Annotated in this window: 23 protein-coding genes and 1 other RNA gene; 9 read left to right on the top strand and 15 right to left on the bottom strand. The window is 49.1% G+C overall.

Annotation, left to right across the window (positions count from 1 at the left end):
- Positions 1-4 precede the first annotated feature (4 nt).
- The 7 genes from HF679_RS24640 to ffh all read right to left on the bottom strand — a co-directional run bounded on the left by HF679_RS24640 (position 5) and on the right by ffh (position 5599).
- Positions 5-1375: a PepSY-associated TM helix domain-containing protein gene (locus HF679_RS24640; RefSeq protein WP_123756916.1), complete on the bottom strand. Its 1371-nt coding sequence runs from the start codon at positions 1373-1375 to the stop codon at positions 5-7.
- A gap of 53 nt (positions 1376-1428) precedes the next feature.
- Entirely contained in the window at positions 1429-1863 is a 435-nt protein-coding gene (locus tag HF679_RS24635) for a DUF2946 domain-containing protein (protein ID WP_123756915.1), read from the bottom strand.
- A gap of 120 nt (positions 1864-1983) precedes the next feature.
- Entirely contained in the window at positions 1984-2331 is a 348-nt protein-coding gene (rplS, locus tag HF679_RS24630; RefSeq protein WP_095282974.1) for a 50S ribosomal protein L19, read from the bottom strand.
- Positions 2332-2370: 39 nt separating this feature from the next.
- Positions 2371-3138, bottom strand: a complete 768-nt coding sequence (gene trmD / locus HF679_RS24625; RefSeq protein WP_123756914.1) for a tRNA (guanosine(37)-N1)-methyltransferase TrmD — start codon at positions 3136-3138, stop codon at positions 2371-2373.
- A gap of 31 nt (positions 3139-3169) precedes the next feature.
- A complete protein-coding gene (rimM, locus tag HF679_RS24620) occupies positions 3170-3718 on the bottom strand; it encodes a ribosome maturation factor RimM (RefSeq protein WP_123756913.1) in 549 nt (182 codons plus the stop codon).
- 18 nt (positions 3719-3736) lie between these two features.
- Positions 3737-3985 carry a 30S ribosomal protein S16 gene (rpsP, locus tag HF679_RS24615; protein ID WP_110277455.1) on the bottom strand — a complete coding sequence of 83 codons (249 nt, stop codon included), beginning with the start codon at positions 3983-3985 and terminating at the stop codon, positions 3737-3739.
- A 249-nt stretch (positions 3986-4234) separates the two neighbouring features.
- Complete coding sequence (gene ffh, locus HF679_RS24610) at positions 4235-5599, bottom strand: signal recognition particle protein (RefSeq protein ID WP_123756912.1); 1365 nt, start codon at positions 5597-5599, stop codon at positions 4235-4237.
- Positions 5600-5770: 171 nt separating this feature from the next.
- Here ffh and HF679_RS24605 point away from each other — a divergent pair, with 171 nt between their 5' ends.
- Complete coding sequence (locus tag HF679_RS24605; protein ID WP_123756911.1) at positions 5771-6562, top strand: inner membrane protein YpjD; 792 nt, start codon at positions 5771-5773, stop codon at positions 6560-6562.
- Positions 6563-6637: 75 nt separating this feature from the next.
- A complete protein-coding gene (locus HF679_RS24600; protein ID WP_123756910.1) occupies positions 6638-7924 on the top strand; it encodes an HlyC/CorC family transporter in 1287 nt (428 codons plus the stop codon).
- A gap of 117 nt (positions 7925-8041) precedes the next feature.
- On the opposite strand, the gene grpE is transcribed toward HF679_RS24600, so the two are convergent.
- Positions 8042-8632, bottom strand: coding sequence for a nucleotide exchange factor GrpE (gene grpE / locus HF679_RS24595; protein ID WP_148060401.1), 591 nt, complete (start codon positions 8630-8632; stop codon positions 8042-8044).
- A gap of 124 nt (positions 8633-8756) precedes the next feature.
- Between grpE and nadK the strand changes: the two genes are divergently transcribed.
- The 3 genes from nadK to bamE all read left to right on the top strand — a co-directional run bounded on the left by nadK (position 8757) and on the right by bamE (position 11872).
- Positions 8757-9635: an NAD(+) kinase gene (gene nadK / locus HF679_RS24590; RefSeq protein WP_123756908.1), complete on the top strand. Its 879-nt coding sequence runs from the start codon at positions 8757-8759 to the stop codon at positions 9633-9635.
- An 86-nt stretch (positions 9636-9721) separates the two neighbouring features.
- Positions 9722-11383, top strand: a complete 1662-nt coding sequence (recN, locus tag HF679_RS24585) for a DNA repair protein RecN (RefSeq protein WP_123756907.1) — start codon at positions 9722-9724, stop codon at positions 11381-11383.
- A gap of 147 nt (positions 11384-11530) precedes the next feature.
- Positions 11531-11872, top strand: coding sequence for an outer membrane protein assembly factor BamE (gene bamE, locus HF679_RS24580; RefSeq protein WP_123756906.1), 342 nt, complete (start codon positions 11531-11533; stop codon positions 11870-11872).
- 72 nt (positions 11873-11944) lie between these two features.
- On the opposite strand, the gene HF679_RS24575 is transcribed toward bamE, so the two are convergent.
- Positions 11945-12235 carry an RnfH family protein gene (locus HF679_RS24575; RefSeq protein ID WP_123756905.1) on the bottom strand — a complete coding sequence of 97 codons (291 nt, stop codon included), beginning with the start codon at positions 12233-12235 and terminating at the stop codon, positions 11945-11947.
- Complete coding sequence (locus HF679_RS24570; protein ID WP_195723713.1) at positions 12225-12662, bottom strand: type II toxin-antitoxin system RatA family toxin; 438 nt, start codon at positions 12660-12662, stop codon at positions 12225-12227. Before HF679_RS24570 ends, HF679_RS24575 begins: the two co-directional genes overlap by 11 nt.
- A gap of 152 nt (positions 12663-12814) precedes the next feature.
- On the opposite strand from HF679_RS24570, the gene smpB reads away from it, so the two are divergent.
- From smpB to HF679_RS24550, 4 genes are all read left to right on the top strand, one after another.
- Positions 12815-13297 carry an SsrA-binding protein SmpB gene (gene smpB / locus HF679_RS24565; RefSeq protein ID WP_123756903.1) on the top strand — a complete coding sequence of 161 codons (483 nt, stop codon included), beginning with the start codon at positions 12815-12817 and terminating at the stop codon, positions 13295-13297.
- A 143-nt stretch (positions 13298-13440) separates the two neighbouring features.
- Positions 13441-13804: a transfer-messenger RNA gene (gene ssrA, locus HF679_RS24560) on the top strand.
- 165 nt (positions 13805-13969) lie between these two features.
- Positions 13970-15199 carry an integrase domain-containing protein gene (locus HF679_RS24555; protein ID WP_187042473.1) on the top strand — a complete coding sequence of 410 codons (1230 nt, stop codon included), beginning with the start codon at positions 13970-13972 and terminating at the stop codon, positions 15197-15199.
- Positions 15200-15335: 136 nt separating this feature from the next.
- Positions 15336-16454, top strand: a complete 1119-nt coding sequence (locus HF679_RS24550) for a hypothetical protein (protein ID WP_187042472.1) — start codon at positions 15336-15338, stop codon at positions 16452-16454.
- Between the two features lie 119 nt (positions 16455-16573).
- Here the strand turns inward: HF679_RS24550 and HF679_RS24545 are convergent, their stop codons facing one another.
- The 5 genes from HF679_RS24545 to HF679_RS24525 form a co-directional block, all read right to left on the bottom strand.
- Positions 16574-18046: a relaxase/mobilization nuclease domain-containing protein gene (locus HF679_RS24545; protein ID WP_187042471.1), complete on the bottom strand. Its 1473-nt coding sequence runs from the start codon at positions 18044-18046 to the stop codon at positions 16574-16576.
- Complete coding sequence (locus HF679_RS24540) at positions 18043-18417, bottom strand: plasmid mobilization protein (protein WP_020231149.1); 375 nt, start codon at positions 18415-18417, stop codon at positions 18043-18045. Before HF679_RS24540 ends, HF679_RS24545 begins: the two co-directional genes overlap by 4 nt.
- Before the next feature lie 428 nt (positions 18418-18845).
- Positions 18846-19106, bottom strand: coding sequence for a hypothetical protein (locus HF679_RS24535; protein ID WP_261802975.1), 261 nt, complete (start codon positions 19104-19106; stop codon positions 18846-18848).
- 580 nt (positions 19107-19686) lie between these two features.
- Complete coding sequence (locus HF679_RS24530; RefSeq protein WP_187042470.1) at positions 19687-19962, bottom strand: hypothetical protein; 276 nt, start codon at positions 19960-19962, stop codon at positions 19687-19689.
- 3 nt (positions 19963-19965) lie between these two features.
- Positions 19966-20253: a hypothetical protein gene (locus tag HF679_RS24525; protein WP_046687680.1), complete on the bottom strand. Its 288-nt coding sequence runs from the start codon at positions 20251-20253 to the stop codon at positions 19966-19968.
- Between the last annotated feature and the right edge of the window lie 328 nt (positions 20254-20581).

Here is a 20581-nt window from a genome sequence, read left to right as displayed (position 1 = left end):
CGGCTTAGTCGACGGAGTTCGCGAGCGTGACGCCTGTAGCCGCGCGCCAGCGGAGATAGTCGATCGCCAGACATGCCGCCAGACTGACGCCCATCAATGGCAACGCCAGCCCCAACATCACCGCGATCGCCAGCGTGATGACACGGGCTGGCCACCCGAGATTCACCCACGCCTGAACCAGGGTGTTTGCCGGGTTAAACGCCGCGTGGGCCGGACGACGGATCCACCACAAACGATATCCCACCACGATCATCACACACAGCGCGATACCGAAGGCGATCAGCAGCAACTGGTTGGCCAGGCCAAACAGGATCCCCATATGGAAATCCACGCCCCAGCGGGTCAGCTTGGCCATCAGCGGGAAATCAGCAAAACGGGTACGATCCACCACCTGCATCCGTTCACCATCAATCGCCACCGCATCAACCTGGGTCGGCCAGCTTCTGTCGATCTCCGTGACCGTCCACGCCCGGCCGGCCGCTGCCGGTGGGCGGATTTCCAGCTTGCTGGCATCCAGGCCCGCCGCCTGCGCCACCGTCAGCACGTGATCAAACTGCTCGCCCGATGCTGATGGCATGGCCTCCGTCATCGCCATATGCCCCATATGATGTTCTGCATGTGGGTCATGCGCCATCGGCATCGCGCTATGCAGTTGGGTATTCACCTGCGGCGTCAGCCAGCCGAACGCAGCTCGCATCTTATCGACGTTGCCGCCCGCCCACTGCGACCAGGTCAGGCCGGTGGCAGAAAAGAGCAACATGCCCGCCAGCAGCGCCCAGCCCAGAGAGACGTGCAAACGACGGTGGTTCTGCATCCGGTTGTTGATCCGTCGGCGGGGACGGGTCATCGCCCAGAGCACGATCCCCCCGAGCGCCGCCACCCACATCCACGATGCCGCCAGCTCGCTATAAAGCCGCCCGCTATCGCCTAGCAACAGCGAGCGGTGGGCGTAATCGATCCACTGGCGCAGCGGTAAAATTCCGCTGGTTCCGTAGACGGTCATGTCCCCCGTCACCTTCAGCGTCACCGGATCGATAAAAATTGACCGCGTTTCAGACTCGCCCAGCTGCGGGTCAGCAAACATCACCCGGGTGGTTTCACCGGCGTTGAGGGCCGGACGCACCGCCTGTAAACGAAGGTTACCGTGAGTGCCGTCTTGCGCCGCCGCCAGCTGTAAGCTCAGGGGCTGGCTTTCGCCGTTGAGCGTGCCGTGCAGGGCGTCCCGATAAAGCCAGTTCTCCAGCTGCGGGGTGGCGACGTAAAGCGTACCGGTCAAGGCCGCCACAAAGATAAACGGCCCGACAAACAGACCAATGTAAAAATGGAGACGTCGCAGCAGGTTGAGCCATGCCGCGCGCGAGGTGCAGGTTGTCATACTTTTCCTTTCTGAAAGCAAAAAGAGAACGTTGCGCAGTGCGCACATTATTTTTAGAAAGCGGGAAAAGCAGAACGGTGCGGCGGTGCGCGGGTTTCCGGGTAAAGCCAGGGAAAGTAATGTCGGCGTTTCAGCACCAGACAGGGGAAGAGGACCCGAACGCGACGCAGGACGATAGAGAGCAACACCGCCAGCGCAAAGAGCAGCCCCGGAACATGGGCTAACAGCACGCAATAGCCGCAGGCTTCGGCATGGTCAAGCGGTTGCGTATGCGTCGAGGAGGGATCAGTGGACGCGGCAGAATGCGGCTCCACCATATCGTGCGTCATGCCCATCATCGCATGGTGCATGCCCGGCATGGCGCTCATCGGATCTTTTTGCAACGAAACCGAAATCAGCGGTGCGATCACGATCAACAGGATCGAAAAAAGCGCCAGCCATGCGGCCCGCCGTTCGATTGTTGAGTGTTGAGAAATATCGCTGACCACCGCCCCTCCGAGATGAGGGGATATTGTAAATGATTTACATCACGATGGTTAAATTAAAGATAAAAAAAGGGCCGGCCCATCAGGCCAGCCCTTTTCATCAGGATGTCGCGAAAGCGAATCTTAGTTAAGACGCTCTTTGATACGAGCAGACTTACCGGTACGCTCACGCAGGTAGTACAGTTTAGCTTTACGTACAGCACCACGACGTTTAACAGTAATGCTGTCAACGACCGGAGAGTGAGTCTGGAAGACACGCTCAACGCCTTCGCCGTTGGAAATTTTACGAACAGTGAATGCAGAGTGCAGACCGCGGTTACGAATAGCGATAACCACGCCCTCGAATGCCTGCAGACGTTTTTTGGAACCTTCAACAACCCATACTTTCACTTCCACGGAATCACCCGGGCGGAAGGAAGGTACGTCCTGCTTCATCTGTTCTTGTTCAATTTGCTTAATAATGTTGCTCATAATTTAATCTCTTATCCTGGGTAAACTGATATTGGGGGCTTACGCCGTCCCATCATGTTTATGTTGCTGTTGTGCGTGTTCAGTTTTGAACTGCGCCAGCAACTTTGCTTGCTCTTCAGTCAGAGCCAGGTTTTCCAAAAGTTCAGGTCTTCTAAGCCAGGTCCGGCCCAGCGACTGTTTCAAACGCCAGCGACGTATCTCAGCATGGTTTCCCGACAGCAATACTGGCGGTACTTCCATCTCTTCTAACACTTCAGGGCGAGTATAGTGTGGACAGTCCAGCAACCCATCAGCAAAGGAATCTTCCGTTGCTGATGCTTCATGGCCCAGAACTCCCGGAATGAACCGGGAAACGGAGTCAATCAGCGTCATTGCCGGTAACTCTCCACCGCTGAGAACGTAATCACCGATTGACCATTCTTCGTCAATTTCGGTCTGGATTACGCGCTCGTCTATCCCTTCGTAGCGACCGCACACCAGAATCAGTTTCTGATTCGTTGCCAGTTCGCTGACGCCTGCTTGATCAAGCTTGCGTCCCTGAGGTGACAGATAAATCACCTTAGCGCCTTCACCTGCCGCGGCTTTTGCTGTGTGGATGGCGTCCCGTAAGGGTTGCACCATCATTAGCATCCCCGGTCCGCCGCCGTAAGGACGATCGTCCACGGTACGGTGCCGGTCATGAGCAAAGTCACGAGGACTCCAGCTCTGGATGCTCAGCAGGCCATTTTTTACTGCCCGGCCAGTTACCCCGTAATCGGTAATTGCGCGGAACATTTCAGGAAACAGGCTAATTATGCCAATCCACATAGCGCCGTCTTTTACCGTTTATCCGGATAATTTAAAAACCAGGATCCCAATCTACTTCGATTGTACGAGTAGCGAGATCGACTTTCTTGATAACCTGCCCATCGAGGAACGGAACCAACCGCTCCTTGATGCCAAATGCATCTTTCAGGTTTGCCTTAATGACGAGAACGTCATTTGACCCGGTTTCCATCATATCGATGACTTTACCCAGGCCATAACCTTCAGTGGTGACTACCAGGCAACCCATCAGGTCTTTCCAGTAATAGTCGCCCTCTTCGAGCTTCGGCAACTGCGAGGAATCGACGACAATTTCACAATTAGTCAGCAGATTCGCAGCATCGCGATCGTCAATGCCTTTCAGCTTAATCACGATGTCCTGATTGTGGTGGCGCCAGCTTTCCAGCTCAACAACCTGCCACTGACCCGCCTTCTGGATTAACCAGGGCTGATAGTCAAAAATGCTTTCGGCGTCTTCGGTGGAGGAAAACACTCTGAGCCAACCACGGATACCGTAGGAAGAACCCATCTTGCCCAATACAATCGGATCAACAGGTGCTTGTGCGGTGTGTTGCTTGCTCATCATGACCACCGTGACAGATTAAGCTGCTTTGTTTGCTGCTTTGATCAGCGTAGCTACGCGATCGGAAACTGTCGCACCCAGGCCAACCCAGTGAGCGATACGATCCAGATCCAGACGAGTTTCTTCTTCATTCGCAGATGCGATCGGGTTGAAGAAACCAACGCGCTCGATGAAGCGACCGTTACGTGCATTACGGCTGTCAGTGACAACAACCTGGTAGAACGGACGCTTTTTAGCGCCGTGACGAGCTAAACGAATAGTTACCATAACATCCTCTTGTGTGAATAGAACAACCGGGCCCCATCGAGGAACGGAGCCCGGGTGTCATATTAAAAGCCCGAAAATTTTACTCATTTTTGGGGAAATTGCAATCAACAGTTGATAAGTCGGCTATAAAAGGCCGTCGGCGGTGCGGTCAGTTCGGTGCCGACGTGCGCGCAACCACCGGAGCGTACACGTAGTACGTGAGGATGGCGAGCACACCCCGGTGCCGAAATGGCAAACAAGCCAGGCCGATTAGCGACCAGGGAATCCTGGCGGCATCATCCCTTTCATGCCCCGCATCATCTTCATCATGCCGCCTTTCGACTTCATCTTCTTCATCATGCGCTGCATATCGTCAAACTGCTTGAGCAGACGGTTCACATCCTGCACCTGCATGCCACAGCCCGCGGCGATACGGCGTTTACGTGAACCTTTAATGATTTCAGGTTTGGCGCGCTCTTTCAGGGTCATCGAGTTGATGATCGCTTCCATCCGCACCAGCACTTTGTCGTCCATCTGCGATTTGACGTTGTCCGGGATCTGCCCCATACCCGGCAGTTTACCCATCAGGCTGGCCATGCCGCCCATGTTTTTCATCTGGCGCAGCTGCTCAAGGAAGTCGGTCAGGTCGAAGCCATCGCCCTTCTTCAGCTTGGAAGCCAGTTTCTCGGCCTGTGCACGGTCAACCTTGCTCTCGATATCTTCGATCAGCGACAGCACGTCGCCCATGCCGAGAATACGGGATGCAATACGATCCGGGTGGAACGGCTCCAGCGCTTCGGTTTTTTCGCCGACACCGAGGAACTTGATCGGTTTGCCGGTGATGTGGCGAATAGACAGCGCCGCACCGCCACGAGCATCACCATCGACCTTGGTCAGCACCACGCCGGTCAGCGGCAGCGCTTCGTTAAAGGCCTTGGCGGTATTCGCGGCATCCTGGCCGGTCATCGCATCCACGACAAACAGCGTTTCTACCGGATTCAGTGAAGCGTGGACCTGTTTGATCTCGTCCATCATCGCTTCATCGACGTGCAGACGACCGGCAGTATCCACCAGCAGCACGTCGTAGAATTTCAGCTTGGCTTCTTTCAGCGCCGCGTTGACGATATCGACAGGCTTCTGGCCCACGTCGGACGGGAAGAAATCAACGCTAACCTGCTCGGCCAGGGTTTCCAGCTGTTTAATCGCCGCCGGGCGATAAACGTCCGCGGAGACAACCAGCACTTTCTTCTTGTGCTTCTCACGCAGGAATTTACCGAGCTTGGCAACGCTGGTGGTTTTACCCGCACCCTGCAGGCCCGCCATCAGCACGACAGCCGGCGGCTGCGCGGCTAAATCCAGCGCCTGGTTCTCTTCGCCCATCGCCGCAACCAGTTCGTTACGTACGATTTTGACGAATTCCTGGCCCGGGGTCAGGCTTTTGTTAACTTCATGACCCACCGCGCTCTCTTTGACGCGGCTGATGAAATCACGCACGACAGGCAGAGCAACGTCCGCCTCCAGCAGCGCCATGCGCACTTCGCGCAGGGTGTCTTTAATATTGTCTTCGGTAAGGCGTCCGCGGCCGCTAATGTTGCGCAGCGAACGCGACAAACGATCGGTTAAATTATCAAACATTGTCTCTCGCCTGAGGTGGAAACTGTCGGTCGCGGTAGCGACTCGAAAAACACGGATTTGGCGCAGTATAACACGACATGAAGCGCGATGTGATGCAACGGTTGGAGCAGACGTCGCGTAACGCTATACTGCTTATCTTTCTTACTTATTTAGTCAACAGTCGACGCCCATATGCCTGTTTTTGCTCTACTCGCGCTTGTCGCCTATTCCATCAGCCTTGCGCTGATCGTCCCCGGCTTACTGCAAAAAAACAGCAGCTGGCGGCGAATGGCGATACTTTCCGCAACAATTGCGTTGATTTGTCATGCTTTTGCGCTGGAGTCACGCATTTTCCCCGGCGGAGAGAGCGGGCAAAATCTCAGCCTGCTTAACGTCGGCTCGCTGGTGAGCCTGATGATCTGTACGGTGATGACCATCGTTGCTTCGCGCAACCGTGGCTGGCTGCTGCTACCCATCGTTTATGCGTTTGCGCTGATTAATCTGGCTTTCGCCACCTTCGTCCCCAACGAATACATCACCCACCTCGAAACCACGCCGGGGATGCTGGTGCATATCGGCCTGTCGCTGTTCTCTTACGCGACGCTGATCATTGCCGCGCTGTATGCGCTGCAGCTGGCATGGATTGACTATCAGTTGAAAAACAAAAAGCTCGCTTTCAGCCATGAAATGCCACCGCTGATGAGTATTGAGCGTAAAATGTTTCATATCACCCAGGTTGGCGTGGTTCTGCTGACCCTGACGCTCTGCACCGGCCTGTTCTACATGCAGAATCTGTTCAGCACGGAAAATATCGATAAAGCCGTCCTGTCGATCGTGGCGTGGTTCGTCTATATCGTTCTGCTGTGGGGACATTATCATGAAGGCTGGCGCGGTCGCCGGGTCGTCTGGTTTAACGTCGCCGGGGCCGGACTGCTGACGCTGGCCTACTTCGGCAGCCGCGTGCTGCAACAGTTAATGAGTTAACCCAGACTACAAGCCTGGCCCGGCAGGCATCATCGAGACAAACAGCCTACCGGGCCAGGCGCTAAGGAGTCCCCCCTGGAACACATATCTACCACCACGCTGATCGTCACACTGATCATCATGGTGATCATCTCCGCCTACTTCTCTGGTTCAGAGACCGGCATGATGACGCTGAACCGCTATCGTCTGCGCCACATGGCCAAACAGGGCAACCGCCAGGCGAAGCGTGTCGAAAAACTGCTACGTAAACCTGACCGCTTAATCAGCCTGGTGCTGATCGGCAATAACCTCGTCAACATCCTCGCCTCCGCACTCGGGACGATTGTCGGTATGCGCCTGTATGGCGATGCCGGGGTGGCGATTGCCACCGGCGTACTGACCTTTGTGGTGCTGGTTTTTGCCGAAGTCCTGCCGAAGACCATCGCCGCGCTGTATCCGGAAAAAGTGGCCTACCCCAGCAGTTTCTTGCTGGCACCGTTACAGGTGCTGATGATGCCGCTGGTGTGGTTTCTTAACACCATCACCCGCCTGCTGATGCGCATGATGGGCATCAAAACCGATATCATCGTCAGCGGCGCGCTGAGCAAAGATGAGCTGCGCACCATCGTGAACGAGTCGCGGACCCAGATCTCCCGCCGCAACCAGGACATGCTGCTGTCGGTGCTGGATCTCGAAAAGGTCAGCGTTGACGACATCATGGTTCCGCGCAATGAAATCATCGGGATTGATATTAACGACGACTGGAAGGCCATCGTTCGCCAGCTGACCCACTCCCCGCATGGGCGCATTGTGCTGTATCGCGGCTCGCTGGATGACGCCATCAGCATGCTGCGCGTGCGCGAAGCTTACCGCCTGATGACCGAGAAAAAAGAGTTCACCAAAGAGGTGATGCTGCGCGCCGCCGATGAGATCTATTACGTCCCGGAAGGAACGCCGCTCAGCACACAGTTGGTGAAGTTCCAGCGGAATAAGAAGAAAGTCGGCCTGGTGGTCGATGAGTATGGCGATATCCAGGGCCTGGTAACGGTAGAAGACATTCTCGAAGAGATCGTCGGCGATTTCACCACCTCGATGTCACCAACGCTGGCGGAAGAAGTGACGCCGCTAACCGACGGCACGGTGATTATCGACGGCAGCGCCAACGTCCGTGAAATCAACAAAGCCTTTAACTGGCACCTGCCGGAAGATGAAGCGCGAACGGTTAACGGTATTATTCTGGAAGCGCTGGAAGAGATCCCGGTTCCCGGCACGCGCGTGCGCATCGAGCAATACGATATCGATATTCTCGACGTTCAGGACAACATGATTAAGCAGGTCAAGGTCATGCCGGTCAAACCGATTCGCGAAAGCGTCGCCGAGTAATCATCCGGCAAATCAGATACGGCGAGCCTGGGGTTCGCCGTTTTTTTGCCCCGGAAACGGGCAGAAGATAAGAGAAAGAGAAAAACGGCCACCGGCTGGCGGCCGTTTGGAAGCGAATTACTTCGCTTTTGCCACGGTGACCATCGCCGCGCGAATGGTACGTCCGTTCAGGGTATAGCCTTTTTGCATCACGCCCAGCACGTTGCCCGCAGCCACATCGTCAGACTCAACCATCGCAATGGCCTGATGGACGTTAGGATCCAGCGGTACGTTGGTATCGGCAATCACTTCCACGCCGAATTTGCGTACAACATCCAGCATCGACTTCAGCGTCAGCTCGATACCCTCGACCATAGAGGCCATGTCAGGGTTGGCTTTGTCCGCCACTTCCAGTGCGCGATCCAGACTGTCGATAACCGGCAGCAGTTCGTTGACGAACTTCTCAAGCGCAAATTTGTGCGCTTTTTCGATATCCAGTTCGGTACGACGACGCAGGTTATCTTCATCGGCTTTCGCGCGCAGTTTCACTTCCAGTTCACGTTTCTGTGCTTCAGCAAGCTGTGCTTCCAGATTCGCAATTGTTTCATCGCGCGGATCCACCTGCTCAGCCGAAACTTCAGGCTCAACAGCCTCAACGCTCTCGTGCTGTTCCGTGATAATTTCTTCCGGGGCTTGCCCGTCAGGCGTTTTCTGTTCTTTACTACTCATGAATTTCTCCGCGTTTTTTTTCGCATTCATCTCGCTAACTTCGCTTATTATGGGGATCCGTTTCCGGGTTTCAAGGGAAGCCGTCAGATTGTCATCATTCATTTAACGCAAGGACATCCAGAACATGAAGAATCATTTCAAGTGTATAGGCATTGTGGGACATCCTCGTCACCCAACCGCGCTGACCACACATGAAATGCTCTGGCGCTGGTTATGCAGCAAAGGATACGAGGTCCTGGTCGAACAGCAGATCGCTCATGAACTTCAGCTTAGCAATGTCAAAACCGGCACGTTGGCTGAAATTGGTCAGCAGGCAGATCTGGCGGTGGTGGTCGGCGGCGACGGCAATATGCTCGGCGCGGCGCGAACCCTGGCGCGTTACGATATCAACGTCATCGGCATTAACCGCGGCAACCTCGGCTTTCTGACCGACCTTGACCCGGATAACGCCCTGCAGCAGCTCGCGGACGTGCTGGAAGGCCACTACATCTCCGAAAAACGCTTTTTACTGGAAGCGCAGGTGTGCCAGCAAGACTGTCAGAAACGTATCAGCACCGCGATCAATGAAGTGGTTCTGCACCCGGGCAAAGTCGCGCATATGATTGAGTTTGAGGTCTACATTGATGAGGTGTTTGCCTTCTCCCAGCGCTCCGACGGCCTGATTATCTCCACCCCAACGGGCTCGACCGCCTACTCGCTTTCCGCCGGCGGCCCTATTCTGACGCCGTCACTGGACGCCATCACCCTGGTCCCGATGTTCCCGCATACGCTATCGGCTCGCCCGCTGGTGATTAACGGCGACAGCACCATCCGCCTGCGTTTCTCTCAGCGCTGTAGCGATCTGGAGATCAGCTGTGACAGCCAGATAGCGCTGCCGATTCAGGACGGCGAAGACGTACTGATCCATCGCTGCGATTATCATCTGAATCTGATTCACCCCAAAGATTACAGCTATTTCAATACATTGAGTACCAAGCTTGGCTGGTCTAAAAAATTGTTCTGATTTTTACCGCCGCCTCTTTACTGGATAAAAAACCAGTCTATACTGTATGAAAACACAGTAATGGTTTTTCATACAGGAAGGCAGCTATGCTGGCGCAACTCACCATCAGTAATTTTGCTATCGTTCGTGAACTGGAAATTGATTTTCACAGCGGCATGACCGCGATCACCGGGGAAACCGGTGCCGGGAAATCGATCGCCATCGATGCGCTGGGGCTGTGCCTTGGCGGAAGAGCAGAAGCAGACATGGTGCGACGTGGCGCCAGCCGTGCAGACCTTTGCGCCCGCTTCGCCTTGAAAGACACACCGGCGGCCCAGCGCTGGCTGGAAGAGAACCAGCTGGAAAGCGGGTGTGAGTGTTTACTCCGCCGCGTCATCAGCACTGACGGCCGCTCCCGGGGCTTTATTAACGGCACCGCCGTCCCGCTCTCTCAGCTGCGCGAACTCGGCCAGCTGCTTATCCAGATTCACGGCCAGCATGCACACCAGCGGCTGACCCGGCCCGAACATCAAAAAGCGCTGCTCGATGGTTACACCTGTGAGTATGCGCTTACTCAGCGTATGGCTGAGCATTACCATCAGTGGCATCAGAGCTGCCGCGAGCTGGCGCAACATCAGCAACAAAGCCAGGAGCGCGCCGCGCGGGCCGACCTGCTGCAATACCAGTTAAAAGAGCTCAATGAGTTCAACCCGCTAGCGGGTGAGTACGAGCAAATCGACGAAGAGTATAAGCGTCTGGCCAACAGCGGCCAGCTGCTGACCACCTGCCAGCACGCGCTGACGGTACTCGCCGATAGCGAAGAAGCTAACCTGCAGAGCCAGCTCTACACCGCCAGGCAGCTGGTGACCGAACTCGCCGGCATGGACAGTAAGCTCTCCGGCGTGCTGGACATGCTCGAAGAAGCGGCCATTCAGCTCAGCGAAGCCACCGACGAACTGCGCCACTATAACGACCGTCTGGATCTCGATCCGAACCGCCTGTTCGAGCTGGAGCAACGCATCTCCCGCCAGATTGCCCTGGCGCGTAAGCATCAGATCACCCCGGAAGAGCTCCCGGCATTTTATCAGGCCCTGCTGGAAGAGCAGCGCCTGCTGGACGATAGCGCCGGTTCGCTGGAATCCCTGAGCCATAGCGTCGTCGAGCATCATCAGCTGGCGCTGGAGACCGCCCGCCAGCTGCACGACCTGCGTCAACGCAGTGCCGAAGAGCTGACGCAGCTGATTACTGAAAGTATGCACTCACTTTCCATGCCTCACGGGGTGTTTGCCATCGATGTTGCCTTCGATGAGCGTCATCTTACCGCCGAAGGGGCTGACCGCATTGAGTTCCGCGTCACCACCAACCCGGGGCAACCGCTGCAGCCGATTGCGAAAGTGGCCTCCGGCGGCGAACTCTCGCGCATCGCGTTATCTATCCAGGTCATTACCGCCCGTAAGATGGAAACCCCGGCCCTGATTTTCGATGAGGTCGATGTCGGCATCAGCGGCCCGACGGCAGCGGTGGTCGGTAAACTGCTGCGCCAGCTAGGCGAATCCACTCAGGTGATGTGCGTGACTCACCTGCCGCAGGTCGCCGGATGTGGCCACCATCATTTCTATGTCTGCAAAGAGACCGATGGCGAAATGACGGAAACGCATATGCATCCGCTAGATAAGCGGGCGCGACTGCAGGAGCTGGCCCGTCTGCTGGGCGGTAGCGAGGTCACGCGCAACACCCTCGCTAATGCGAAAGAGTTGCTCGCCGCGTAAACTTTTTGAATTTCGCAGAGTCATAGTGAACAGCAAATTGCCGCAAGACCTGCAGTCGAAGGTTTCCAACCGGGCAAAGGTCTATTATTATCGGCATATTACAGATGAGCCACGTACTGCTCGGGCCCGAAAAGGAATAAAATCACTATGCGCTGTAAAACGCTGACTGCTGCCGCAGCGGTTCTTCTCATGTTGACCGCAGGCTGTTCCACTCTGGAACGAGTGGTTTACCGTCCTGATATCAACCAGGGTAACTATCTGGCACCCAACGACGTAGCAAAAATTCGTGTCGGCATGACGCAACAACAGGTTGCTTATGCGCTGGGTACCCCGATGATGTCGGATCCGTTTGGCACCAACACCTGGTTCTATGTGTTCCGTCAGCAGCCTGGGCATGAAAAAATTACCCAGCAGACATTGACGCTGACGTTCGACAGCAGCGGCGTGTTAACCAACATCGATAACAAACCGGCACTGACCAACGAGTAATCGGGTCAGCATCGGACCAGAAATGCAAAAAGCGCTCATTGAGCGCTTTTTTTATCACCACGGTTACGGCTGCTACTTGTCGGCGCTTTTTTCCGCGCGCTGGCGCCGCAGTTCTTTCGGGTCCGCAATTAGTGGGCGGTAAATCTCTACCCGGTCACCATCATGCACCGCATCGTGCAGCTTAGCGGGACGACTGTATATCCCGACCTTGTTTTTGGTCAGATCGATATCGTCGCGCAGCGTCAGCAGACCGCTGGCCTGAATCGCCTGTTCGACGGTCGCCCCCTCTTCCAGCTTCACGCTTTGCAAATACTGTTTTTCCGGCAGCGCATAGGCAACTTCAACCACGATTTTAGCCGACACGATAAACCTCTTTGGCCCGGGCGGTGAAAGCCTGCACCATGTTTATCGCCAGCTCTTTAAAGATGCGGCCAAACGCCATCTCGATCAGCATATTGGTGAATTCAAAATCGAGGTGAAACTCAATTTTGCAGGCATCCGGGCTTAACGGGATAAACTTCCAGCCACCAATCAATTTCTTAAACGGGCCATCGACCAGGCTCATCAAAATGCTGTGGTTGCTGGTAAGCGTATTGCGAGTGGTGAACGTCTTGCTGATGCCTGCCTTGGACACATCAACCGCCGCCATCATTTGCGTCGGCCCAGATTCCAGCACACGGCTCCCGGTACAGCCAGGCAAGAAATCAGGATAGGACTTCACGTCATTCACGAGTTGATACATCTGTTCCACGCTGAAGGGCACCAGCGCAGTACGGCTAATCTGAGGCATAGCAAGTTCCACATTTAAACACGGCGCAAATAATATCATTTATCTGGCGCTAAAAAAAACGCTGTGCCGCAACTCGTGCTAAGATAGCGCATTACACCTCGCAGGATGGATTGAGGTACTGTGTTCCCGTTTAGCAATGACTTCAGGACATTATGACCAAGAAAAAAGCCCACAAACCTGGATCAGCCACCATTGCGCTGAATAAACGCGCCCGCCATGAATACTTTATCGAAGATGAATACGAGGCTGGTCTTGCTCTGCAAGGGTGGGAAGTTAAATCTCTGCGCGCCGGCAAAGCCAACATCGGCGACAGCTACGTTATCCTGAAAGATGGCGAGGCCTACCTGTTCGGCGCAAACTTTACGCCGATGGCCGTGGCCTCCACCCACTACGTGTGCGATCCAACCCGTACCCGTAAGCTGCTGCTCAATCAGCGCGAGCTGGATAACCTGTATGGCCGTATCAACCGTGAAGGTTATACCGTCGTGGCCCTGTCGCTGTACTGGAAGAACGCCTGGTGCAAAGTGAAAATCGGCGTCGCGAAAGGTAAGAAACAGCACGATAAGCGTACCGACCTCAAAGATCGTGAGTGGGCGCTGGATAAAGCGCGCATTATGAAACACGCGGGCCGCTAATCCCCTCTTCAGGGCCAGCTCAGCTGGCCCTTCTGCGCTATATCGTTGTTGATGCTGCTTTTTTGCCCACTCCCCCGTAATAATCATCCTACGCAGTACTGGTAACCGCATTCACTAATCTGTTATACTTGCCGTAACACATTGGGGCTGATTCTGGATTCGACGGGATTTGCGAAACCCAAGGTGCATGCCGAGGGGCGGTTGGCCTCGTAAAAAGCCGCAAAAAAATAGTCGCAAACGACGAAAACTACGCTTTAGCAGCTTAATAACCTGCTCTGAGCCCTCTCTCCCTAGCTTCCGCTCTTAAGACGGGGATTCAAGAGAGGTCAAACCCAAAAGAGATCGCGTGGAAATCCTGCCTGGGGTTGAAGCGTTAAAACTAATCAGGCTAGTCTGGTAGTGGCGTGTCAATCCGCAGGTGCCAGGCGAATGTAAAGACTGACTAAGCATGTAGTACCGAGGATGTAGGAATTTCGGACGCGGGTTCAACTCCCGCCAGCTCCACCACTTTTTAGTATTATGACGTATACCGAAGTCTACAAAGCCCGCTTGGAACCAGCCTTGCGGGCTTTTTTACGTCTACAGAAGTCTACTGAGATTTGCTAGAAGCTACTCGTTATGGCACCCTTTTTGGGACCCAATGAAAAGGGTCCCAAAATCGAGGGTCCTAAAATGGCAAAGATCGCTAAGAAACTTACTGACACTGAAATCAAAAATACCAAGCCAGCAGAAAAGGAAATCAACCTTTTTGACGGTGATGGCCTGATGCTACGAATCGCTCCCCTATCAAAGGGCGGTAAGAAAAATTGGTATTTCAGGTATGCAGTGCCAGTAAGTAAGAAGCGAACAAAGATGAGCTTAGGAACCTACCCTCATCTCACACTTGCCAAGGCTCGGGCTTTACGTGATGAATACTTGTCGTTGCTTGCAAATAATATCGATCCGCAGATTCACAACAACGATAAAGCCAACGCCCTTAAGGATGCTACTGAGCACACGCTGCAGGCGGTTGCTAGGAAATGGTTAGATGAGAAGGTTAAGACCTCTGGTATCTCTCCAGACCACGCAGAAGACATCTGGCGGAGCCTTGAACGAAATGTCTTCCCCGGTTTAGGCAACGTTCCTATCAAAGAGATCCGTCCCAAGCTCTTAAAACAACACCTTGACCCCATAGAACAACGAGGCGTATTGGAAACCCTGCGCCGCATCATTTCACGTCTAAATGAAATTTTCCGTTGGGCTGCGACAGAAGAACTTATTGAGTTTAATCCTGCTGATAACCTCGGTCAGCGTTTCAGTAAACCCAAGAAGCAAAACATGCCAGCTTTACCACCGAATGAACTCCCCCGGTTCATGCTCGCCATATCTAACGCTTCCATACGGCTCGAAACACGTCTTCTAATTGAGTGGCAGCTCCTTACGTGGGTTCGTCCGGGAGAAGCAGTCCGTGCTCGTTGGAGTGATATAGACGAAGATAATCGGTTCTGGAATATCCCCGGTGAGTTTATGAAGATGAAGCGCCCTCACAAGATTCCGCTAAGTAAAGAGGCAATGCGCATCCTTGAGTTAATCAGACCAATCAGTGGTCATAGAGAGTGGGTTTTCCCAAGTATCAAAGCCCCGCTTAACCACATGCATGAGCAAACAGCTAATGCTGCAATCATCCGTATGGGATTCGGTGGGGAGCTGGTCGCCCACGGAATGCGTTCTATAGCAAGAACGGCTGCTGAAGAAAGTGGTAGATTTAGAACAGAAGTGCTTGAATCAGCCTTAGCTCATACTAAGAACAACGAAATCATAGCTGCCTACAATCGTTCAGAGTATCTTGCTGAAAGAACAGAACTGATGCAGTGGTGGGGAGATTACGTTCAGGCCAAGAAACTCAATGCTATTGCTGCATAACGTATGAATCATTACTTTTTTACATTATACGATATGGCAGTGATAAGTTGACTACATATTTATGTTGCTGCACAATATTATTTAGATTCTCATTTTATTAACCATACAGGACATTGAACAAACCACAGAGGTAAGCATGAAAGATAATTGGCCATTCTGCGGAAGAACTGTATTTTTATCAGGCGGTCCTATTGCTACAATTGAACCATTAAGTGATGAAGTTTTAATTTGGCCAAAAACTAAAGATGGAAAAATAACACAAATAAAAATAGATCAATACGGTAAACTCTTTTATGCAGTTAATAAAATCAACTTAAAAATTATCGGCGTTGAGTTTACTTCTAATGAAAGTGAATATATAGGTGAGTCCCCAAGAGAGTTTCGAGGCTATGTTAACCAAAAGAATATTTGGTCTAATTGGGATGCCATACAGACATGGGGTGGAATAGCTCTGTCATCATTTCATAACAAAAATGGAATTAGCTATGATCTTTCAAATAGAATCCGATTTCAACTGAACACAATTAACAACCGGTTAAAAAACTTAGCTGTTTCTTATCAACAACAATTAAATGCATTAGTTTTAAAAGAAAGTTTCAAAAGCGGGCAACGATTTCAGGATGGATATACCGATTTAGTTTATCAAGAATTCCATTCATTTTTATTTGATTCTGGAATCCTTCGAGATAATCTTTGCGAGTATGTATACAACTTCTCAAATGGAGGGATCAGTAAGCAACAAGGAAAAGAAATTACAACTGCAGGAGGCCTGCTAAGATTTTTAAACTCAAAGAAAGATCATTCAGAAATAGAGACTTATCTGAAAAAGGAAATGAGCATTGGTGGATGGCTGTTTGAGTTGGGAAATTATAGAGATCTAGTAATGCACTCTGCACCAATAAATATTGCAAGCCATAATTTATATGCAATTCATGAGCCTATCGCTATGCCTGAAGGTAAAGAACTTCCTGCAGTTCGTTTCCCGTTACCCGCTAATCCCGAAAAGCTTTATAGTGAACGATGTAAGAAAAGTGATTTTAATAAGTATATAGAAAACTTTAAAGAAATATCGCGAATTTCTCTTCAAGATCGTGGTAAATATGATTGCTTAGAATATGCACATAAAGCTTTTGGTTTGCTCACAAATTTATCATTAGAAGTAGCAAAGCAATCACCATTTAAACCAATGCGGCACAGGTTTATTCGCACAGAACAAGGACTTGTATCTATTCCTGAATATGAAGAAAAAACTTGATACTATAGCTAAAACCTTTGGGCGATTTGATCATCGTCCAAAATGAACTCAGTCTAATATTATGCTAAAACCACATACTTATCATTAATCACCTATAGTTCATAATATATTAATCATTTTCATCGCAGTTTAAAGGCTTTAGATTTTAAAATCCTGCCTCCTTCAATTTGTGTTAATTGCCCCTTGGGTTGTTTTCCTTTTGAATCGTGCTTTATCTTGTATTTAAATATATTCTCATAATCAACCATATATGATGGTTTTTTCTTTATTTCTTCTTTCATGGTCTTCTCTTTATTTTTAGACTTAATAACTGGTTTTATTATTCCCAGCCTATATCTCATCTCTTCGAGCTTAGTTGCTCTACTATTAAAACGGCTACCGCTCTTGAGTCTAAATTTATTTGTGGCTGCGTTTGCTGTTTCTGCATGATCAAGTATCCTACCAATAGAACCGCTGATAAGTTTAGAACCCCTACTATTGAAGCTACTTTTAGTATAAGTTTTGATTGGTTCTTTATGGTATTGTTTTTTAACTCTGTTGAGTACTTGTGCAGCTTTTTGTGTTGTTCTTCTAACTTTTGGGCTTGTTGGTCTATTGTATTTTTCGCTGAGTTTAAAGCGATTGTTGTTGCCTCTAATGAGTTGTTCACTCTTATTAGTGTCTGTTGTGTCTGGTTTAATGCTGTGCTGACTGACTCCGATAATATCATCATCGTTTCTGATAATGGTTCTATCGTCATTGATATTTGGTTCAACAAATGATCGTCTAATACTATTTTCGTCATCTGTTTTTCTTGCTGCGAATCTTCTAACGAGTTCATCATCTCTATTTTTGTCATATTTCACCTTGTTTTTTATAGTGTTCCAACTAAATTTTTTACCCAACTGTGAGCCTTTAAATGCCACATCTCCCACACTGAAAGAACAACCCGCCACGTTGCCAGTGCTGGCAACATTGAACTGAGGTTCAATGCCTACGGCCTGCAGACGTTCTACGAACGTCCCTAAGTCTGGTTTTCCTACCATAGCGGCTTGTAGAGAGGCTTGAAGCACTAAACGGGCTGGTTTCTCACCTGTCCTCAATGCCAGCTCGATCTCGTTCTTGGTTGGTGCTGATACGTCTGATTTTTGCCCCTGTAAGCCTTTAGTAATGGTTAAGCTGTGCTTTACTTCTAAACGTTCACAAGCTGCTATCGTGTTAAATGCTGAGTGCTGACCATGCCATACAGAACCATCAAGGCCGATCCTGTTTGCTACAATATGAATATGGTCTTGATCTGTATCTTTATGACGCACACAAATATATTGATTTTTTTCTATATCAACATTCATTTCTTTCAAATAGTCTTTTGCTATCTCCTGCCATTTTTCATCTGTTAATTTTTCATCTTTTGGAAGAGATAAAAATGCATGAAAGACTGGTTTTTTTATATTTTGTCTAAAGCCGCTTACAGTTTTAAACTCATCAGTTAACTCACTAACGTTATTTTTATCTGCTGACATATTGCTACAAATAAAACTGTGATCATCTTTTAATATATAATCAACCCTATTTTTAAATGATCTCCCTGTTTTAGCTACATTCCCTTTCATATATACCCCAAGTCTTTATTTATCTCTATTATCCTTCTACCAACCTGTTTTATATTAAAGTTGAGTTTATCAACCTCATTTTTATCAAAATACTCATTACCATTTAGTTTCTTTGTTGCTTGGTTTATATTATTGGCAACTGCTGAAAGCTGCATGTATGTTTTTTGATTTATTTCAGGCATTTTTCTTTTAACAATAGGTTCAGAGTTTAAAATCTCTTTCCTAATGTAATGGCCTCTTTCAAGACCGGATGCCTCAACAAGTTCTTTTAAATATTCAAACTCTGCTTTGTTTACTCTAAACTGTATAGATATATCTCTGCGTTCTTCGTGATTTAATTCTATACGCCCTCTTTTTCTGTCTGTTCGCATTCTTTATTCCTCTGGATAATGTAATCATCTGTTGCTCTTATGTAGTCGTTATCATTTTCAATAAGTAATGCTTCAATAAGCTCATCAGCTTTATTTTCTGTAATGTATCTATTGGCTACAAAATAACAAAAATCTCGCTCATCACTATTGATTTCATTAAATGGTATATCTTTGTTTTGTTCTATGTAATAAAAAACCTTGCCAGTATTTCGAGCTTATATTCTATAGTCATACTATTCATTAAGTTTTCTACATTCATGTTCTATTATTCCTTTTGTATTTAATCAATGCTTTTTTATCTATCATTTTTCTAACTTCTGATATTGCTTGCTTTGCTTCGCTTGAAGAGTTTGTTTTTCGAGTACAGCTACGGATCATAAAACCTCCCAACATAATACAAAGTATTACCATTGCTACAGACATAATCATCATAATATTCTTTTCTCCCTGCCTAAAAATCTAAATAGTGTATAAGAACCTACCAATGATATATCTTCAAACCACAATATAATATGTTCAGCTAAAGCAACCTTAGCCCTATTTGATAATTTATTTATTATCTCCACTGCTTCGTTTAAATCTTTTATTTCAACATCTCTATTTGCTTCATCTCTTGCCTCACCTAAAAAATAGATACTCGCTTCAAGATAATACCTTAAATAATCCAAGTCATAATGTTCATATTTCACAAATTATTTTTTTGTGTCATCATCACCCAGTATGGCATTAGTTAAATATTGATAATACTCAAATAAAATTTTCCCATCTATGTTATTTATAAAACCTAAATCATCATTCATTTTAAATACTCCTATAATATTAAACTGTATGGTTTACCGCCTCCCCTTTGACAAGGGGAATAGGCGGAAGGGTAGATCTTTTTCAACCCTACGAGCAAAGCGAGATAGAGCAATCCGAAGGATTGGGTAAATAGCGGATACGCTATTACACCTTGCCTCAGTTTCCGAAAAACAAAAAAAGCTGAACTACACTTATATTTAAATAAATAACCGATATAAAATACTTGTCAATAGCGGCTACATAATAAATACACTGCACGACGAATAAAAAGCAAATAAAAGATAGGGTAAATAATATATTGTCTTTCTGGTAGCTATGCGTAGCTGCGGGGACAAATCGTCAAGTGCTAAATCGTGGGGTCCCGTTTACGGGTTCCGATTTAGTGCTTGATGACATAGGGGGAGGAAATAAAATTTATATGGGTGATGGTTCACGTAGTGGAGCATCACCCTGAAAAACGAGACTGATTTACATTCTTCTTCTGAAGATAATGTTGTCTGAGAAAATTGCCTTACCCGCGACAAAACCGACAATAGCTATTATTGGTAAGCTAATTGTAGCTCCTGCCATGCCAGTAGACATTCCAATCAGCACTGACAGACCAAAAGCTAACAGGATGATCACCGCCGCATACCAACCGGGATATGTTCCATATAGCACGGATGCCTGACATCCGGTGCATACATGAACACCTTTTTGACTTTCTTTATAACAAAAAGGACACTGAATAATATTTTGTTCCATCACTTAATCCTTCTTAAAAACCGCACCTTGGTAAACGACGCCATCTTTGACCTTTTCGATTTTAAAAGTCCAAGAGCCAAGATCTTTGTTTTGCGTTTTGGCTATATAGATGGGTTTCTTGCTTTCATCCCAGCTTTTAACAGTAAAAACGCCATTTCTGAACTTGATCACATCTTTCTGAACATCAAGCCTGACACCGTATTGCTGATTAACGTAGCCGCCATAGATACCATCATCACCACAACCAGACAATAGCGTCACCAAACCTGCCACCATCATAAGTTTACGCATACCTTTTCCTTCACTGATGAGACACAGACCACCGCTTGGCCTGTAAACATCTTAGAATTCAATTATTTTCATAGTTCGTCACATCGTTTGTACCGATCGAAAAAAAACACACGATAGGTTAAAACCATCATAATTAATTAATCGATCGTCAAAAACAATTAAATGCCGATCGATAAAGCCATATCAATCGATATAAACTATCAATATCTATATATTGATCTTTTTTATCGATCATTATTTTGAAGTGAAATTTAGAATGACGTATTTTTAATTTTATGATAAATATCGCTTTTTATATTTATATGGCTCTATGGATACATTATAAATT

Origin of the sequence: Enterobacter sp. JUb54 (assembly GCF_014298075.1) — a bacterium.
GTDB lineage: Bacteria > Pseudomonadota > Gammaproteobacteria > Enterobacterales > Enterobacteriaceae > Klebsiella > Klebsiella lignicola.
Note: the sequence above shows the minus strand (reverse complement) of the source record. Positions and strands in the feature narration are given on the sequence as shown.

Coding starts and splice junctions, on each gene's coding strand:
- HF679_RS24640 (WP_123756916.1), bottom strand. CDS start 1,375: ATGACAACCTGCACCTCGCGCGCGGCATGGCTCAACCTGCTGCGACGT.
- rplS (WP_095282974.1), bottom strand. CDS start 2,331: ATGAGCAACATTATTAAGCAAATTGAACAAGAACAGATGAAGCAGGAC.
- trmD (WP_123756914.1), bottom strand. CDS start 3,138: ATGTGGATTGGCATAATTAGCCTGTTTCCTGAAATGTTCCGCGCAATT.
- rimM (WP_123756913.1), bottom strand. CDS start 3,718: ATGAGCAAGCAACACACCGCACAAGCACCTGTTGATCCGATTGTATTG.
- rpsP (WP_110277455.1), bottom strand. CDS start 3,985: ATGGTAACTATTCGTTTAGCTCGTCACGGCGCTAAAAAGCGTCCGTTC.
- ffh (WP_123756912.1), bottom strand. CDS start 5,599: ATGTTTGATAATTTAACCGATCGTTTGTCGCGTTCGCTGCGCAACATT.
- HF679_RS24605 (WP_123756911.1), top strand. CDS start 5,771: ATGCCTGTTTTTGCTCTACTCGCGCTTGTCGCCTATTCCATCAGCCTT.
- grpE (WP_148060401.1), bottom strand. CDS start 8,632: ATGAGTAGTAAAGAACAGAAAACGCCTGACGGGCAAGCCCCGGAAGAA.
- nadK (WP_123756908.1), top strand. CDS start 8,757: ATGAAGAATCATTTCAAGTGTATAGGCATTGTGGGACATCCTCGTCAC.
- recN (WP_123756907.1), top strand. CDS start 9,722: ATGCTGGCGCAACTCACCATCAGTAATTTTGCTATCGTTCGTGAACTG.
- bamE (WP_123756906.1), top strand. CDS start 11,531: ATGCGCTGTAAAACGCTGACTGCTGCCGCAGCGGTTCTTCTCATGTTG.
- HF679_RS24570 (WP_195723713.1), bottom strand. CDS start 12,662: ATGCCTCAGATTAGCCGTACTGCGCTGGTGCCCTTCAGCGTGGAACAG.
- smpB (WP_123756903.1), top strand. CDS start 12,815: ATGACCAAGAAAAAAGCCCACAAACCTGGATCAGCCACCATTGCGCTG.
- HF679_RS24555 (WP_187042473.1), top strand. CDS start 13,970: ATGGCAAAGATCGCTAAGAAACTTACTGACACTGAAATCAAAAATACC.
- HF679_RS24550 (WP_187042472.1), top strand. CDS start 15,336: ATGAAAGATAATTGGCCATTCTGCGGAAGAACTGTATTTTTATCAGGC.
- HF679_RS24545 (WP_187042471.1), bottom strand. CDS start 18,046: ATGAAAGGGAATGTAGCTAAAACAGGGAGATCATTTAAAAATAGGGTT.
- HF679_RS24540 (WP_020231149.1), bottom strand. CDS start 18,417: ATGCGAACAGACAGAAAAAGAGGGCGTATAGAATTAAATCACGAAGAA.
- HF679_RS24530 (WP_187042470.1), bottom strand. CDS start 19,962: ATGGAACAAAATATTATTCAGTGTCCTTTTTGTTATAAAGAAAGTCAA.
- HF679_RS24525 (WP_046687680.1), bottom strand. CDS start 20,253: ATGCGTAAACTTATGATGGTGGCAGGTTTGGTGACGCTATTGTCTGGT.